General features: G+C 33.9%; 13 protein-coding genes. 7 read left to right on the forward strand and 6 right to left on the reverse strand.

The genetic code is table 11. The features are described 5' to 3' along the window. Positions 1 to 7: 7 nt before the first annotated feature. Entirely contained in the window at positions 8 to 253 is a 246-nt protein-coding gene (locus tag ACE01P_RS16280; RefSeq protein WP_379699867.1) for a hypothetical protein, read from the reverse strand. A 90-nt stretch (positions 254 to 343) separates the two neighbouring features. Here ACE01P_RS16280 and ACE01P_RS16285 point away from each other — a divergent pair, with 90 nt between their 5' ends. Beyond that, a complete protein-coding gene (locus ACE01P_RS16285; RefSeq protein WP_379699870.1) occupies positions 344 to 637 on the forward strand; it encodes a winged helix-turn-helix transcriptional regulator in 294 nt (97 codons plus the stop codon). A gap of 125 nt (positions 638 to 762) precedes the next feature. Here ACE01P_RS16285 and ACE01P_RS16290 read toward each other — a convergent pair whose 3' ends face one another. The 3 genes from ACE01P_RS16290 to ACE01P_RS16300 form a co-directional block, all read right to left on the reverse strand. Then, positions 763 to 1,092 (reverse strand): DUF4870 domain-containing protein, encoded by a 330-nt coding sequence (locus ACE01P_RS16290; RefSeq protein WP_379699873.1) that lies wholly within the window; start codon positions 1,090 to 1,092, stop codon positions 763 to 765. Positions 1,093 to 1,225: 133 nt separating this feature from the next. Further along, on the reverse strand, positions 1,226 to 1,966 hold the full coding sequence (locus ACE01P_RS16295; RefSeq protein WP_379699876.1) for a LytR/AlgR family response regulator transcription factor: 741 nt from the start codon (positions 1,964 to 1,966) through the stop codon (positions 1,226 to 1,228). Positions 1,967 to 1,969: 3 nt separating this feature from the next. Further along, entirely contained in the window at positions 1,970 to 3,988 is a 2,019-nt protein-coding gene (locus tag ACE01P_RS16300; protein ID WP_379699878.1) for a sensor histidine kinase, read from the reverse strand. A 247-nt stretch (positions 3,989 to 4,235) separates the two neighbouring features. Between ACE01P_RS16300 and ACE01P_RS16305 the strand changes: the two genes are divergently transcribed. The 6 genes from ACE01P_RS16305 to ACE01P_RS16330 all read left to right on the forward strand — a co-directional run bounded on the left by ACE01P_RS16305 (position 4,236) and on the right by ACE01P_RS16330 (position 11,885). Continuing rightward, positions 4,236 to 4,694: a hypothetical protein gene (locus ACE01P_RS16305; RefSeq protein ID WP_379699881.1), complete on the forward strand. Its 459-nt coding sequence runs from the start codon at positions 4,236 to 4,238 to the stop codon at positions 4,692 to 4,694. 4 nt (positions 4,695 to 4,698) lie between these two features. Beyond that, positions 4,699 to 5,160: a hypothetical protein gene (locus ACE01P_RS16310; RefSeq protein WP_379699884.1), complete on the forward strand. Its 462-nt coding sequence runs from the start codon at positions 4,699 to 4,701 to the stop codon at positions 5,158 to 5,160. Then, positions 5,138 to 5,659: a hypothetical protein gene (locus ACE01P_RS16315; protein WP_379699886.1), complete on the forward strand. Its 522-nt coding sequence runs from the start codon at positions 5,138 to 5,140 to the stop codon at positions 5,657 to 5,659. Before ACE01P_RS16310 ends, ACE01P_RS16315 begins: the two co-directional genes overlap by 23 nt. A 317-nt stretch (positions 5,660 to 5,976) precedes the next feature. Further along, a complete protein-coding gene (locus ACE01P_RS16320; RefSeq protein WP_379699888.1) occupies positions 5,977 to 6,297 on the forward strand; it encodes a hypothetical protein in 321 nt (106 codons plus the stop codon). Positions 6,298 to 6,376: 79 nt separating this feature from the next. Further along, positions 6,377 to 10,753: a CusA/CzcA family heavy metal efflux RND transporter gene (locus ACE01P_RS16325; protein WP_379699891.1), complete on the forward strand. Its 4,377-nt coding sequence runs from the start codon at positions 6,377 to 6,379 to the stop codon at positions 10,751 to 10,753. 1 nt (position 10,754) lies between these two features. Beyond that, complete coding sequence (locus tag ACE01P_RS16330) at positions 10,755 to 11,885, forward strand: efflux RND transporter periplasmic adaptor subunit (RefSeq protein WP_379699894.1); 1,131 nt, start codon at positions 10,755 to 10,757, stop codon at positions 11,883 to 11,885. A 111-nt stretch (positions 11,886 to 11,996) separates the two neighbouring features. On the opposite strand, the gene pdeM is transcribed toward ACE01P_RS16330, so the two are convergent. Both pdeM and ACE01P_RS16340 read right to left on the reverse strand, forming a co-directional pair. Then, complete coding sequence (pdeM, locus tag ACE01P_RS16335) at positions 11,997 to 12,635, reverse strand: ligase-associated DNA damage response endonuclease PdeM (protein ID WP_379699897.1); 639 nt, start codon at positions 12,633 to 12,635, stop codon at positions 11,997 to 11,999. 6 nt (positions 12,636 to 12,641) lie between these two features. Then, positions 12,642 to 15,131 (reverse strand): ligase-associated DNA damage response DEXH box helicase, encoded by a 2,490-nt coding sequence (locus ACE01P_RS16340; RefSeq protein WP_379699899.1) that lies wholly within the window; start codon positions 15,129 to 15,131, stop codon positions 12,642 to 12,644. Positions 15,132 to 15,207 lie beyond the last annotated feature (76 nt).

Consider the following 15,207-nt stretch of genomic DNA (forward strand, 5'->3'; position numbering starts at 1 on the left):
GTGATTTTTATTCTAAGTTTCTTGTAGCAATTTCGTTTTGGATTTCTTTAAGAAAATTAGAATTCACAATAAGGAATGCCATTGACAAAGGAAATAACATTAAGGTTAAAAAACTTTTTTCGAGAAATAGGAATACAATAATGAGAAGCAGTAAGATGGCAACTATAATTAAAACTTTAATAGTTGTTTTAATCGTCTTCTGTGTTTTTAACAATTCTTGAACGCTCATTTCGCTTGGTTTCTTTGCTTTCATTTTATATTTTTACTTTAGAATTAAAAACAAATTTTAATCAAAAAACATTCGAAAACAATAGGTCAATTTTTTTTGACTACCCCAATAATTATGGAAGAAAAAGAAACTTGTCCGGCACAAAGGCTCCTAAAGATGTTATCTGGAAAATGGAAAGCAGAGATTTTTCGCCTGGCTGTAGAATCGCCTTTGCGTTTTAATAATTTACTGCGCCAAATTCAAGGTTCAAACAAGCAATCTTTGGCCACAGCTTTAAAAGAATTGGAAGAAGAAGGTCTTTTAGAAAAGGTAACGATTAAACTGAAACCTCTTCATATCGAATATAATTTAACTGAAAAAGGAAAAGCGTTAATTCCAGTTTTTCTGCAGTTAGAAGGATTGTCGTAGATTTTCGTTTTTAAAGTAGAAAGATCCTCAAATACTATTCAGTGCTACCTTAGCCACCGAGGTTCTCTGAGAATCATCTCCTACATCCAAAAAATAAAAACGTCAGTTAAAAAAAGTAAGACAGGTTAGTCAATAAAGCTGAATTTATCTTCAAAAATTTGCCCAACTAGCGGAATTGGTTTCTTTTGCTCGTTAGCGGCATTTATGATTCCGAAAATCCATAAAATAAGAATAACGTATCCAACGTAGCCTAAAAAGTAAAGTGTTGGAACAATAGTGACAACAATAGACAAAGCAATATTTACTGCTAAAGAAACCAGAAAAATTCCGAATCCTTGTTTTAAATGGTAAGTTACCAAATCACTTTTAGGTGTTAAATCTTTACTTTTAACGAAAGCTATAATCCAACCAATAATAGTGACATAGCTAAGAATAGAAAGGGTTTTGTTATTCATAGTTTGAGTTATTTATTGGATCAAAAATAGATACTATGAATAGGACTTGGAATAGCTACTTTGTCTACTGTGCCTTTTGGTTGGTATTTGTTGTATTTAAATCGGTAAGAGGTAAAATATGTTTTACAAAATGTTAAATTTCCTCTTTCATTAATTTAAAAAACTGCTCTTTTTTTCCTCTAGAAATTGGCACAACCGATTTATCATTCAGATGAACCATTCCTTCGCGAGAATAACTTACAATTGAATTTACATTGATTAAATGCGACTGATGAATGCGGAAAAACATTGGCGGTTCCAGTAAATCTTCATAATTTTTTAAAGGCTTAGAAACCATAATTTTTCGTCCATCTGTTAAAAAGAAAGTCGTATAAGAACCAGAAGTTTCGCATCTTGTAATCTGTTCTAATTTAACCACATACATTGCTTCCTGAGTTGGCAATATAATACGATCTGGAGTTTTAGAAAGATTGTTTTGCAATTCGTTTAATTGCTGTTTTTCTAAAACTCTTTCTTGTAAAAGCGAAATTCTTTCAATGGCAGTTTTAAGTTCGTCCGGATCAATTGGTTTTAAAAGATAATCTATTGCGCTGTATTTAAAAGCATTAATAGCGTGCTGTTCGTAAGCAGTGGTAAAAATAAGATGAAACGAGTTGAAAGTAATTTGCTTTAAAACATCAAATCCAGTTCCGTTTTGAAGCATAATATCCATAAAAACCAAATCGGGTTGCATGCGGTCAATTAACTTTACGGCTTCTTCAACACTTTCCGCGTAAGCGATAATTTGAATTTCTTCTGGAGCAACCATTTCCAACATGATGGATAAAGCTTCGCGAATGCGCTGTTCGTCTTCTATAATGATAGTTTTGTACATTTTTTACAAGATTGGAATATTAATAATAACAATGCAACCCGTTTCTCCGTTGTCTGCATTGCGTTCTAAAACCTGAAAACCAGCATACGGATGGTCTTTTTGCATTTTTGATAATCTTTCGTCGGTAATGGTCGTAGAAAGAGATTTATGATTTTCGTTTGTCTTCAATTTTCTCGAAGCGGTAAGTCCAATTCCGTTGTCTTTTATGGTGCAAATTAGATTTCTCTGATCGGTCTGCTGTGAGAAATTAATTTGCAATGAACCTTTTTCTTCTTTTGGTTTTGGCTTTAATCCGTGTTCAACGGCATTTTCAATAAAAGGCTGAATCAAAAGTGGCGGAATAAGAATATCGTCTTCAACAGATTCGTCGCAAACAATTGCATATTCGAAACTATCATTCAAACGCAATTGCTGCAATTCGATATAATTCTTTAAAGTGTCGATTTCTTCTCTTAAAGAAATGGTCTCTTTTCGAGATTGTTCCAGAATCTGACGCGTTAGTTTGGCAAATTTATTCAAATAAGAAACCGCCGGAATCGTGTCTTTCTGTAAAATCATACTCTGAATATTTCCCAAAGCATTAAAAATAAAATGCGGATCCATTTGAGAACGCAACAATCTTCTTTCTAGCGAAAGTCTAGTGGCAAGGTTTTCAATGGTTTCTTTCTCCATTAATTGCAATTTCAATTCGCTATTGGTTTGTTTTTGTTTTAAAATTTCTTCGCGTTTTAAATAATAACGCTGTCTGAAATAGTAAGAACGAAACATAAAAACAAGTCCAACTAGTAAACCTCCTGCAATTCCGTAACCTAAAAGTTTATTTTGCTGTTCAAGTTCATTTTCCAATTCAAGCTGTTTTATGCGTTCCATTTTTTTGGAAGACTCAAATCTCGCATCTGCATTCTGCAAAAGTTTCTGAGTGGTTTCATTATACTTTAACTGACTGTATTTTGCATATAATGTATCATAAGTATAATATGCTTCAAAATCATGACGTTTTGCAGCAACTTCTTTTAGAGAATTGTAAAAGGTTGCTAATAAATAATTATCAGTGTAAGGCAGACTAAGCTGGTATTTTATTCCTTCTATAAAAAGCATTTCGGCTTTTGCATAATTTCCTTTTTCTGTATAATAAAAACCTTGAAGTCCAATAGCGCTTCTGTAAATGATTTTAATGTTGTATTTTTTGGCAATTGCTGTAGCTTTTTCAAGGTTTTCGAGCAATGCAACTTCATTAATAGGTTTCGGACCTTTCGAGTAAAGATCGGCCAAATTTATGTAAGCAATTCCGATATTGCTTTTACTAATAATATCAAAAGACTGTTTTTCAGCCAATAGAACCGTAGTTTTCAAAAATGCTAAAGACTTTGCCCAATCTTTTTCATCTCCAGAATCGAGTTTGTCGGTTAAATAACCTCCGTACGCCAATCTTGCATACAATTTACTTTCTGGATCTTTTGCCTTATAAGCATGTTCCAAAGCTTCTTGTGCATATTTATGAACCTTTTCTGGCGATGCTGGAGAAAACAAATACGATATATCAGAAGCAATTTTAGCACATTGATCGTGAGCGTCTATTTTGTTGAAAAGCGCATACGAATGCAATAAATGATCGATTGCCTGCGGTTTGTCATCTATATAAGATTTCAAAGTTCCCATTGCCAAAGAAGCAAAAGCCTTAACTCTTAATTTACTGCTTTTTTGAGCTAAAATATAGGCTGTGTCGGCGTAACGAGTAAATTCTTTTATATGTAATAAACGTCTTTGCGTAAGAGCGAGGTACGAATAACAGATTACTTCATCGTCGATGTTCTTTTTTTTCTTGGCTAAATTAAGAGCTTGCTGCTGAATTTTTTTACTCGCAGATGAATCTGAAAAACGTTTGGAATAGCCATAAGCCGCAATTTTTTCTACAGCCGAAACTTGTGCATTTAAAGTAGTGATGAAAAACAAAATCAGAAACGAGAATAGCCATTTCGTTTTTCTATTTTTTATCTGATTTAAAGTAGTTTTTACGTGCATATATCGTGGTAATTGAAGCCAAAGTACAAATTGAAAATCGACTGACCAAAAAAAACAGCTAGCAAATTTGACAAGAAAATCCTTTGTAAAGTCTATGTAATGAAGTGGTTTAAAAGCGCTTTTTCTCAATACTGGCATAGAATTACCAAATAAAAATCTAAAGTCTCCATTTGCCAATTACGAATTGTCGCAAGATGATCTTAGTAGTAATCTTGCTGTTATAAATTATTTTTAAAACTATAAAATTATGAATAAGAATTTATTTACATTATTAGTAATAGCGTGCCTTTTTGTATCGTCTTTAACATATGGGCAAGACGATAAACGCATTAAAATTGAAATCACTTTGAAAGAAGGCAACAAAACGACAAAAGCAGTATTGAGATCTGCAACATTTTCTTTTACAAAATCTAGTATCGCTGCTGCAGACGGAAGTGACAAAACGGAGGTAAAAAACAATTACTATTTTTCTCTTGATTTTGAAAAACAAGATATTGCTTTGCTAGCTGTTCTTATGAAAAATAAAGCAGGAGTTGATGGTCAGATTACCATGACAGACCAATTTGGAAAACTTCCTACTAGAAAATTCGATTTTACAAAAGGAAGAGTTGATTCTTTAAGCGATCAATTAACTGCTGATTATACAAGTGCTTACATCTCGCTTCTTTGTGATTCTTTAATTATTGATGGCGTTAAAATTGAGTAGCGAAATGAATGAATTTAAGAAATTCACAAAAGAAGAAAATCTGTATGTCATGAAAAGACAATACGGTTTTGGTTTAATTGTGGTGTTAGGAATGCTCGCTTTCACTGTCGGAGGCATTTATTACAAAAACAATGCAGTAATTGGCATTTTTGGAGTCTTGACAGTTATTTGTTTTATAGCCATTTGGCAGCAGGAATTTGTTATTGATCTGAGCAGGAATGAATTCAGAATAAAAAACGGATTAATCAATAAACCAGTTGAAATTCCGTTTGCTGATTTTGTCGAATTTGAATTGGTCAAAGTGAGGCATAATTTTATAACGACAAACGTTTCCTTAAATCTTTATTATATGAAAGAAAGCAAAGAAAAACGCACAGGAATTGCTCAAGGTTTTACAACCAGATCAATGCAGAATTTGATTAACGAAATCAATGAAATTTTAGATGAACATTCGAGAAAGATATAACATCGAAGAAAACCTTAATTCTTTTTCAATAAATCCGCAAAAGCCATCACTCAATCAATCGTGGTGGTTTTTGGCTGGAATAGCGGCAGGATTAATAGCTTTAATACTGTTTTTTAATGATCTTGGAGAAGAAATGCGCTGGGTGATTGGTGTACTTTTAGTATACTTTTTTCTTCATTTTTTATATGATATTCAAATTGCTGCGAAAATTCAGTTTACGTTTGATGTTCGTAATAATGCCGTTTATAAGGCAAGTCCGTTAATTTCAAAAAAGAAAATAATGAATCTTGACGAAGCCGTAATTTTTGTTCAATCTGAAATGGGAAGCTGGTATTATGCACTAGGAGCGAAGAAAAGTCAGTTTTTGAAGAATTATAGAATTAGTGAAGGATTTAGTTCAGGAAAAAAAAGTGACGAAAGACAAGATGCATACGAGAATTTAATTTTAATGAAAATCGATAAACTTTTAGAAAAGGCAAATTCCAATAAAAATAATTAATTCTGTACTAAAAATACAGTTTTAGAAATTAAAAAAGAAACGAGTTAATTCAACAAGAATTGATTCGTTTTTGTTTTATGAAAAAGAATGTTAGCATTGAAAAATAGAAAGTTAGAATAATAATTTGGCAATTTCATAATATATAGGCTTCATAATATTAGAATGTAAAAAAGCAACATTCAATATTTCTAAATTGTTAAAAGAACCCTTTACTAACTTAAAATGATGAAAACTTTAAGAATTTAAGTTAAATTTGCGTCGTGCGAAAAACAATTGTCTACATATTTATCCTTCTTATTGCCTCGAATAGTAGTTTTGTGCAGCAATTCTATAAACTGCCAATACTAATTGAGCACTTTCAAGAGCACAATAAACTGCAAAATGTAAGTTTCGTAGATTTCTTATCGATGCATTATTGGGGAGAAGACTTAAACGACAATGACGACGATCGCGACATGCAGCTTCCTTTTAAGGTTATTACCAGCGGAACTGCACACTTTGTTTTCATTTTAGACGACAAAGATCTACTTCCGGTTCCTTTCAATCCGGAATTACCACAATCAAAAATTCCAACTTACAGATCAGATCTTTTCTCAGATCCAAATCTGCTTTCCCTATTTAGACCTCCGATTGCATAATTAATTTTTAAATTTTTATTGAAGTGGCTGAGACATATCGTTTCCAGTTGCTCATTTATTATTTTTTAATTAATACATTATGCTTAATAAAGTAATTCAGTTCTCAGTTAAGAACAAACTTGCAATTGGAATCTTTACACTGCTGTGGATTGTCTACGGTGTGTATGAGGTTACCCAATTACCAATTGATGCTGTGCCAGACATCACTAATAATCAGGTACAAATTATCACGACAGCTCCTTCGCTTGGCGCGGAAGATGTAGAAAGATTGATCACTTTTCCGATCGAACAGGCGATTAGTAATATTCCAAATTTAAAAGAAAGCCGAAGTATTTCTCGTTTCGGACTTTCACTTGTAAGTGTTGTTTTTGAAGACGATGCCGATGTATATTGGGCGCGTCAGCAAATTGCAGAAAGACTCCAGCAAGTAGAAATTGATCGAAATGCCAATTCGCCAGAAATGGCGCCTGTAACAACTGGTTTGGGAGAAATCTATCAATATGTTTTAAAACCAAAACCTGGTTACGAAGAAAAATATTCTCTAGAAGATTTACGAACCATTCAAGATTGGACCATCAGAAGACAGCTTTTGGGAACGAAAGGAATTGCCGATGTTTCTACTTTTGGAGGGAAATTAAAACAGTATGAAATTGCTGTAAATCCTGCGAGATTAAAAGCTCAAAATTTAACGATTAGTGAAGTTTTTACCGCCTTAAATAGCAGTAACGAAAACACTGGAGGAGCTTATATTGAGAAAGGTCCAACGGTTTCTTATATTAGAAGTACAGGTTTAGCTAAAAGCATTAAAGACATTGAAAACATTGTGGTTAAAAGTACACAAGGCGGACTTCCGATTCTTGTAAAAGATGTTGCCGATGTTAAGATTTCTTCTGCAATTCGTTACGGTGCATTAACGACTGACGAATACGGAGAATCGGTTGGTGGAATCGTGATGATGCTGAAAGGCGAAAACGCCAATAATGTTATTGTCAATGTAAAAGACAAAATTGCTCAAATCGAGAAAATTCTTCCTGAAGGTTTAAAAATTGAGCCTTTCTTAGATAGAACCAAAATGGTAGACAACGCCATCGGAACAGTAGAAAAAAACTTAGTTGAAGGTGCTTTAATAGTTGTTCTAATTCTAGTTTTATTTTTAGGAAATCTTAGAGCAGGATTTATTGTTGCTTCAGTAATTCCGTTAGCGATGCTTTTTGCCATTATTATGATGAATACTTTTGGCGTAAGCGGAAATTTAATGAGTCTTGGAGCATTAGATTTCGGATTAATTGTAGACGGAGCTGTAATTATTGTAGAAGCTATTCTGCATCATCTTCATAGCTCTAAAAAATACCAAACAGTAAATGATATTTCGCAAGAAGAAATGGATAAAGAAGTTACAGGCTCGGCTGCGCGAATGATGAACGCAGCGGTGTTTGGACAAATTATCATTTTAATTGTGTATTTGCCAATTCTTTCGCTTCAAGGAATTGAAGGTAAAATGTTCAAACCAATGGCACAAACTGTTGCATTTGCCATTTTAGGAGCTTTCATTTTGTCATTGACTTATGTGCCAATGGTTAGCGCTTTATTCTTAAGCAAAAAAATCAGTCATAAAAAGAATCTTTCTGATCGTATAATGGCGAAACTGGAAAATGCTTATGAAGGCTGGCTAACCAAAGCTTTAGGCATTAGAAAATCTATTGTTATAGCTGCATTTGTACTTTTCGGAATCGCTGTTGTTTTGTTCGGAAGAATGGGAGGAGAGTTTATTCCGCAATTGGAAGAAGGGGATTTTGCTGTTGAAACGCGTTTGTTGTTAGGAACCAATCTTTCTACGACAACCAAAACGATTGAGAAGATTTCTGCCGAATTAAAGAAAGAATATCCAGAAGTGCAGCAAGTCGTTTCCAGAATTGGAAGTGCTGAAATTCCGACCGATCCAATGCCGATTGAGGGTGGAGATATGATTATTGTTTTGAAAGACAAATCAGAATGGACAAGTGCTTCTTCGTTTCCAGAATTGGCTGATAAAATGACGAAAACCGTTAAACGAATTGCGCCTGGAGTTACAACTGGATTCCAATTTCCTGTTCAGATGCGTTTTAACGAATTAATGACGGGAGCGAAACAAGATTTGGTTTGTAAAATTTACGGAGAAGATCTTCAAAAACTTTCTGAATATGCAGAAAAATTAGGAGCAATCAGTAAAACCGTTGAAGGTGCAGCCGATTTATACGTAGAAAAAGTTACCGGAATGCCACAAATCGTAATTGATTACAATTGGGCAGAAATGGCAAAATATAGTCTTCGTGTGGTAGACATCAACAGAACTATTAATGCCGCTTTTGCAGGAGCTGTTGCTGGAAGTATTTATGAAGGTGAAAAACGTTTCGATATGGTTGTTCGTGTTGAAGACAACGGACGAAAAGGAATTGAAGACGTTAGAAATCTTTTGATTGCAACGCCTTCAGGAATGCAGATTCCGCTTTATCAAGTTGCGAAAGTAGAAGAAGTGGAGGGTCCGAATCAGATTCAGCGAGAAAACGCTAAAAGAAGAATTATCGTCGGATTTAATGTTCGTGGAAGAGACGTTCAATCAATTGTAGAAGAACTGCAAAAGAAAGTGAATCAGCAAATCAAATTTGATCCAGGTTATTATATTACGTATGGAGGTGCTTTTGAAAATCTTCAGCAAGCAAAAGCAAGATTAGGAGTTGCTGTTCCAGCAGCTTTATTAATGATTTTTGCTTTATTATACTTTGCTTTCAGATCGTTTAAAGAAGGAATTATCATTTTTACGGCGATTCCGTTATCAGCGATCGGAGGTGTATTTGCTTTGGTAATGCGCGATATGCCATTTAGTATTTCTGCGGGAGTTGGATTTATTGCTCTTTTTGGAGTTGCAGTTCTAAACGGAATCGTTTTAATATCCGAGTTCAATCGAATTCAGAAGCAAGGAGAAATTACAGATCCTTTTGATATTATTCTTTTAGGAACAAAAAACAGATTGCGTCCTGTATTAATGACGGCAGCTGTAGCTTCTTTAGGGTTTCTTCCAATGGCTTTAAGTAATGGTGCAGGAGCAGAAGTACAACGTCCACTAGCAACGGTTGTTATTGGTGGATTAGTAACAGCTACTCTTTTAACGCTTTTTGTACTTCCAGCTATTTATTTAATGACGTATCACGCTAAAGTTTTCACTAAAAAAAGAAAAAAGCACATGAATAATCTAACCATTTTATTGAGTATTCTTTTTATTGGTAACATGGCAAAAGCGCAAGAATTACCAATTTCGCTTGACGAATCTATTTCAATTGCGATTCAAAATAACAGAACGATTAAATCGGCTAAATTGAATGAACAGTCAAAAAGCTATTTGCAGAAATCGGCTTATAATATTCCGCAAACGCAAATAGATGCCGATTACGGACAGTTTAATAGCGCGCAGAATGATACTCGTTTTGGAATCAGCCAGACTTTTGCTTTTCCGACTGTTTATAGCAATCAGAAAAAAGCTTTAAAAGCCGATTTCAATAAAGCAAAAGCTGAAGTGCAATTGACTTCGCAAGAAATAAAAACTCGTGTTCGAAATATTTACTACGATTATTTGTGGCTAAACAGCAAAAAAGAACTTCTAGTTTATGCTGATTCGATCTACAGAATTATGGAGAAAAAATCAGATTTGAGGTTTAAAGCTGGTGAAGCGAATGTTTTAGAAAAAAGCGCCTCGCAATCTGCGAGACAATTCTACAGCAACCAATTGGTTATGGTAAATCGTGATATCGAAATCGCTTTGAATTCGTTTAATGCCATTCTTCAAGACAAATCGGAACACACTCCAAAAAAGATGAATTTGAAAGCAGTTTTAGATCATTCGTCTATCGAAAATTTAAAACCAGAAAATCTTCCAGCAGTGCAGCGTTCGCAATTTGAATCGGAATCGGCTAAGTACAGATGGAAAACTGAAGGTGCCAAAATGCTTCCAGAAATTACTTTGGGATATAACAATTTGAGCATTATTGGATCTCAAACTAATGCTTCAGGTCAAGATGTTTATTATGGTAGTAGACAAAGATTTAATTATGTAAATGCAGGGCTTTCAATTCCGATATTTTTCACAAGTCAGTCAGAGCGAAAAAGAGCAGCAAAAGCAGAATACGAAAGCTTTGTTGAACTTTCTGAAGCGGCTAAAATAGAAGTGAAAACCAATATTGAAAATGCAGATCGAGAGCTTAAAAAATACCAAGAAAGTCTGCAATATTATGAAACTGACGGATTGAAAAACGCTCAAACGATTATCGAAGCTTCAAGCAGTCAATTGCAAAACGGAGATATTGATTATCTGCAATGGGTTTTGGTAGTCAATCAGGCTATTACAATTAAAAGTGAATATTTAGACGCGCTAAACGCTTACAATAAAGCAGTTGTCACACTTCAAAATCTTAATAATATTTAAAATGAAAAAATATATTGCAGCGTTTATTGGCGCTATATTTCTAATTTCTTGCGGAAATAAGAAAAACGAAGAAACTAAAAGTGCTGAAACTAAAAGCATTGATATCATTAAATTAAGTCCTGAACAAGTTAAAAATGCTAGTTTAGAAAGTGGTAATCCAACTGTAAAAAATGTAAAAGAGATTTTACAGCTTCAAGGTACAGTAACGGTCCCTCCAAAAAGCGTAATTAGCATCAGTATTCCGTTAGGAGGTTATGTGAAAAGTACGAATCTTATTGCGGGAATGAACGTTCAGAAAGGTCAGGTTTTAGCTGTTTTGGAAGATATGCAGTTTATCGAATTGCAGCAAAATTATCTGATGGCAAAAGAAAAGTTCGAATTGGCTCAAAATGAACACAAAAGACAGAAAGAGTTAAATGCAAACAAAGCGGCGAGTGATAAAGTTTTAGAACAAATCACGACTGAAATGAGAACGCAACGCATTACAATGTCTTCTTTAGAACAAAAATTAAACTTATTAGGAATTAATGCTAAAACGCTGAATGTTGGAAATATAAGTAAAACAATTCGAGTGATTTCACCTATAAATGGTCTTGTTTCTAAAGTAAATGTCAACATCGGAAAATATGTAAATCCGACGGATATGCTTTTCGAATTAATCGATAAAAAAGACATCGTTCTGACTTTAAACGCATTCGAAAAAGATGTGACTTCACTTTCAATCGGTCAAACCGTTATGGCGTATACAAACGCTTCTAATGGAAAAAAGTATGCGTCTAAAATTGCTTTTATCAATCAAAGCTTAAATGGAGATCGTGCGGCAGAAATTATCTGTAAAGTAAATAGTTATAATCCAGAACTTTTACCTGGACTCTTTGTAAATGCAGAAGTAGAAGTTGAAAATCAAAGAGCACTAACAGTTCCAGAAGATGCGGTGGTGCGCTGGCAAGGGAAATTCTATGTCTTTACTGATATTGGGAACAACCAGTTTCAGATGAATGAAGTTAAATCTGGAGTTAAAAATGAAGGTTTTACCCAAATTACTTCTGATGCGATTTCAAGTTCTTCAAAAGTGATTGTCAAAAATGCTTATACGCTTTTGATGTCGGCAATGAATAACGACGAACAGTAATTTTTTCATTACAAAATAAAAAGAAACCCAGTAAATTTAGATTTACTGGGTTTTATTTTTTGCTTCAAATAATGATTTTTAAAAAATTGTAAATGAAAACAATAGACTCTTTCAATTGTTTTTATTTATCAGAATAACTTCCTCTCCAGCAATCGCATAAACAAGATGATCTTCTTCAGGTTTTAAAATAAATTTTCCTGTAAATTCTCCAAAAGCAGGCAATATCATTTGATTTGGTTTATGAAAAAAACAGCGCAATTTTAAGCTTTGCATTCCTAAACCTCGCAAAATAATTCCAGGATGAATGTGTCCTGAAAAATTAAATAAATTGTCTTTTTCTGTCGGATGATGCGTGAAGAAAAAATGATCAATTTGTAAAACATCAACAACAAGAATTCCAATTTCGAAATAATGTTTCTGATCGATTATATCGTGATTTCCTGCAACTAAATAAGTTTCCTGATTGTGATTTGAAATCCATTGTTCAAATAAATCCCATTCTGAATTTTTTGTGCTGTGAAATAAATCTCCCAAAAAGATAATTTTTTCAGGCTCAAAATATTCTAAAACATCAGTGATTTTTCTAAAATTTTCCGAAACAGCATCTTGCGGAATGGCGATTCCATGTTTTCTAAAATGAGTTACTTTTCCTAAATGAACATCAGAAATGATAATAATTTTTTTAGATTCCCAAAAAATAGCTCCGCTTGAATGAAGTATAAAGTTTTCGTTTTGTATTTGAATTTTCATAAAGTATTATTTCATGTAAGAAGCTGTCATTTTCTGGATTCTTTCAGCCAAAGTTTCACTCGATAATTTTTCTCTTAATCGATCGGTAATTATCGGAAAACTAAAAGGAGTAGGTTTTAAACATTGTTTCCAAATGATTTTCTGATTGGCGATTCTTTCCAAAGCCAAAATCAAACGACCTTCTTCTAATTGATGCTCAAATGTCTCGCGATAAGCTTGATGCAATAATAAATTATCAGGTTCAAAATCTCTAAAAACTTCAAATAATAATTGAGAACCGCTTTGCAAATGTTTCGTTTTAACCATTTTTCCTGGGAAACCTGTAAAAACCAATCCCGAAATTACAGCAATATCTCTAAATTTTCTTCGTGCCATTTCTGTAGAATTTAAGCTTTTTTGCAAATCGTGATGTACATATTCGGTTGAAAATAAATTATTATCTAAAACTGCTTCAATATCAATTTCCTGATCTGAAAGTAATTCAAAACCATAATCATTATATGCCAAAGAAAAAGTGATGGATTGCAATAAACTAATTCTGAAAGCCAATAAACTAGCGAGAGCTTCATGTACAAAACGACCTTCAAAAGGATAAAAAATAGCGTGAAATCCTTCTCGAGTTTTGAAAGTTTCAATTAAAAATTCATCTGAACTTGGCACAATTGATTCTTTTCTTTGTCTTTGAAATAATGGTTGTAAAGCTTTTAATTCTGGCGAAAGATTATCAGTATTGGCGCGATATAATTCCTGACGAAGCAATTCGCTCATTTGAGAAGAAAGCGCCAAACGTCCGCCCATCCAACTTGCAATTTTAGATTCTTTCTTCGGACTCGCTTTTTTAACCAAAACCTGCATATTTCTGATTTTGAATAATTCCAGTTTTTTTCCTGCAAAAATAAAAGTGTCGCCTGGTTTTAATTTCGAAATAAACCATTCTTCAATTGTTCCGATATAACCGCCACTCAAAAATTTGACATTCATTACAGCATCGCCCACAATCGTTCCAATCTGCATCCTGTGGTGCATTGCAATCATTCTGCTATTGATTTTATAACAGCCGTTTTCGTCGATTTCTACTTTTTTAAATTCGTCATAAGCATAAAGACTTTGACTTCCTTGCGTAATAAAATTTAAAATCCAGTTCCAGTTTTCTGGCGTAATGGTTTGATAACTAAAAGTTCCTTGAATTTCTTTGAAAATTTCTTTAGGATAAAATCCGTCAGAAACTGCTAAAGTATTGAGATATTGAACCAAAACATCCCAACTATTTAAGTAGGGAACTCGATCTTCGATAACGCTATTTTCTACCGCTTTTTTTAAAGCAGAAGCTTCGATAAGTTCAATTGCATGTGTAGCTAGAAAATAAATAACACTTTCTTTTCCAGGTTGATGACCGCTTCGTCCTGCGCGCTGCATAAAACGGGCAACACCTTTTGGTCCGCCAACTTGAATGATAGATTCAACAGGCGCAAAATCAACTCCCAAATCTAAACTCGAAGTGCAAACTACGACTTTTAATTCTTCATTCCGAATCGCATTTTCTACCCAAAGTCTCGTTTCGCGATCAATACTTCCATGATGCATCGCCATTTCGCCAGCAAATTCAGGATATTTTTCTAATAATCGCTGATACCAAATTTCACAAGCCGAACGAACATTCGTAAAGATTAAAGTCGTTTTACTCGCTTTTATAATTTTAGCGACTTCATCAATTAAATGCAATCCCATATGTCCGCGCCAAGGATAGGTATCCATTTTTTCGGGAATGATAGAAATGACTTTTATTTTTTTATGAATTACCGCTTTTATTAAAACAGAGTTGTTATAAGATTCAGAATCAACTCCAAGCAAAACTTCTTGCGCTTGTTGTAGATTACCAATTGTTGCTGAAATTCCCCAGATTCGAATATTTTTAGCAATTGTTTTTAGCCTTGATAACGCCAATTCGACTTGAACGCCACGTTTGGTTCCCAATAATTCGTGCCATTCATCAATTACAATTGAACTGCAATTTTTAAAAGTATTTGCATAACCTTTTGAAGCCAAAAGTAATTGTAGGCTTTCGGGAGTTGTAATTAATAAATCGGGCATTTTGCCTTTTTGTTTGGCCCTTTCTGCCGCAGAAGTATCTCCAGAACGAATTCCAACGGTCATAGGAATATCTAAATCGGTTAAAACTCGTTCCGCGGCTTGTTTTATTTCTACTGATAAAGAACGGAGAGGAGTAATCCAAATCGCTTTTATTCCATTGTTATGTTTAGCTACGCTCCGTTCGGCTTTGCCTCGGGTGGTTTTATAATTCGGATTTTCTTTAATATAATTTAAAATGATCGGAAGCCAGAGCGCATACGTTTTTCCGCTTCCAGTTGGTGCATTTAACAATCCGTTTTTTCCTTGAAGAAAAGCAGTCCATGTCTGTGTCTGGAACGGAAAAGGTTTCCATCCCTGACTTTCAAACCAATTGCTGGCGATTGTAAATAACTGCTCTCTATCCATTTTTTTTATTTTTTTGCCGCGAATTGCACTAATTACACTAATTTTTTCTCTGTATCTTAAATTAGTCTCGCAAAGT

Origin of the sequence: Flavobacterium sp. HJSW_4, assembly GCF_042436695.1 — a bacterium.
Lineage (GTDB): Bacteria > Bacteroidota > Bacteroidia > Flavobacteriales > Flavobacteriaceae > Flavobacterium.

Excerpts from the sequence above, each read along its gene's own strand:
- ACE01P_RS16290 (WP_379699873.1), bottom strand. The coding sequence starts at position 1,092 with ATGAATAACAAAACCCTTTCTATTCTTAGCTATGTCACTATTATTGGT.
- ACE01P_RS16340 (WP_379699899.1), bottom strand. The coding sequence starts at position 15,131 with ATGGATAGAGAGCAGTTATTTACAATCGCCAGCAATTGGTTTGAAAGT.
- ACE01P_RS16280 (WP_379699867.1), bottom strand. The coding sequence starts at position 253 with ATGAAAGCAAAGAAACCAAGCGAAATGAGCGTTCAAGAATTGTTAAAA.
- ACE01P_RS16315 (WP_379699886.1), top strand. The coding sequence starts at position 5,138 with ATGAACATTCGAGAAAGATATAACATCGAAGAAAACCTTAATTCTTTT.
- ACE01P_RS16325 (WP_379699891.1), top strand. The coding sequence starts at position 6,377 with ATGCTTAATAAAGTAATTCAGTTCTCAGTTAAGAACAAACTTGCAATT.
- ACE01P_RS16310 (WP_379699884.1), top strand. The coding sequence starts at position 4,699 with ATGAATGAATTTAAGAAATTCACAAAAGAAGAAAATCTGTATGTCATG.
- ACE01P_RS16330 (WP_379699894.1), top strand. The coding sequence starts at position 10,755 with ATGAAAAAATATATTGCAGCGTTTATTGGCGCTATATTTCTAATTTCT.
- ACE01P_RS16305 (WP_379699881.1), top strand. The coding sequence starts at position 4,236 with ATGAATAAGAATTTATTTACATTATTAGTAATAGCGTGCCTTTTTGTA.
- pdeM (WP_379699897.1), bottom strand. The coding sequence starts at position 12,635 with ATGAAAATTCAAATACAAAACGAAAACTTTATACTTCATTCAAGCGGA.
- ACE01P_RS16300 (WP_379699878.1), bottom strand. The coding sequence starts at position 3,988 with ATGCACGTAAAAACTACTTTAAATCAGATAAAAAATAGAAAAACGAAA.
- ACE01P_RS16295 (WP_379699876.1), bottom strand. The coding sequence starts at position 1,966 with ATGTACAAAACTATCATTATAGAAGACGAACAGCGCATTCGCGAAGCT.
- ACE01P_RS16285 (WP_379699870.1), top strand. The coding sequence starts at position 344 with ATGGAAGAAAAAGAAACTTGTCCGGCACAAAGGCTCCTAAAGATGTTA.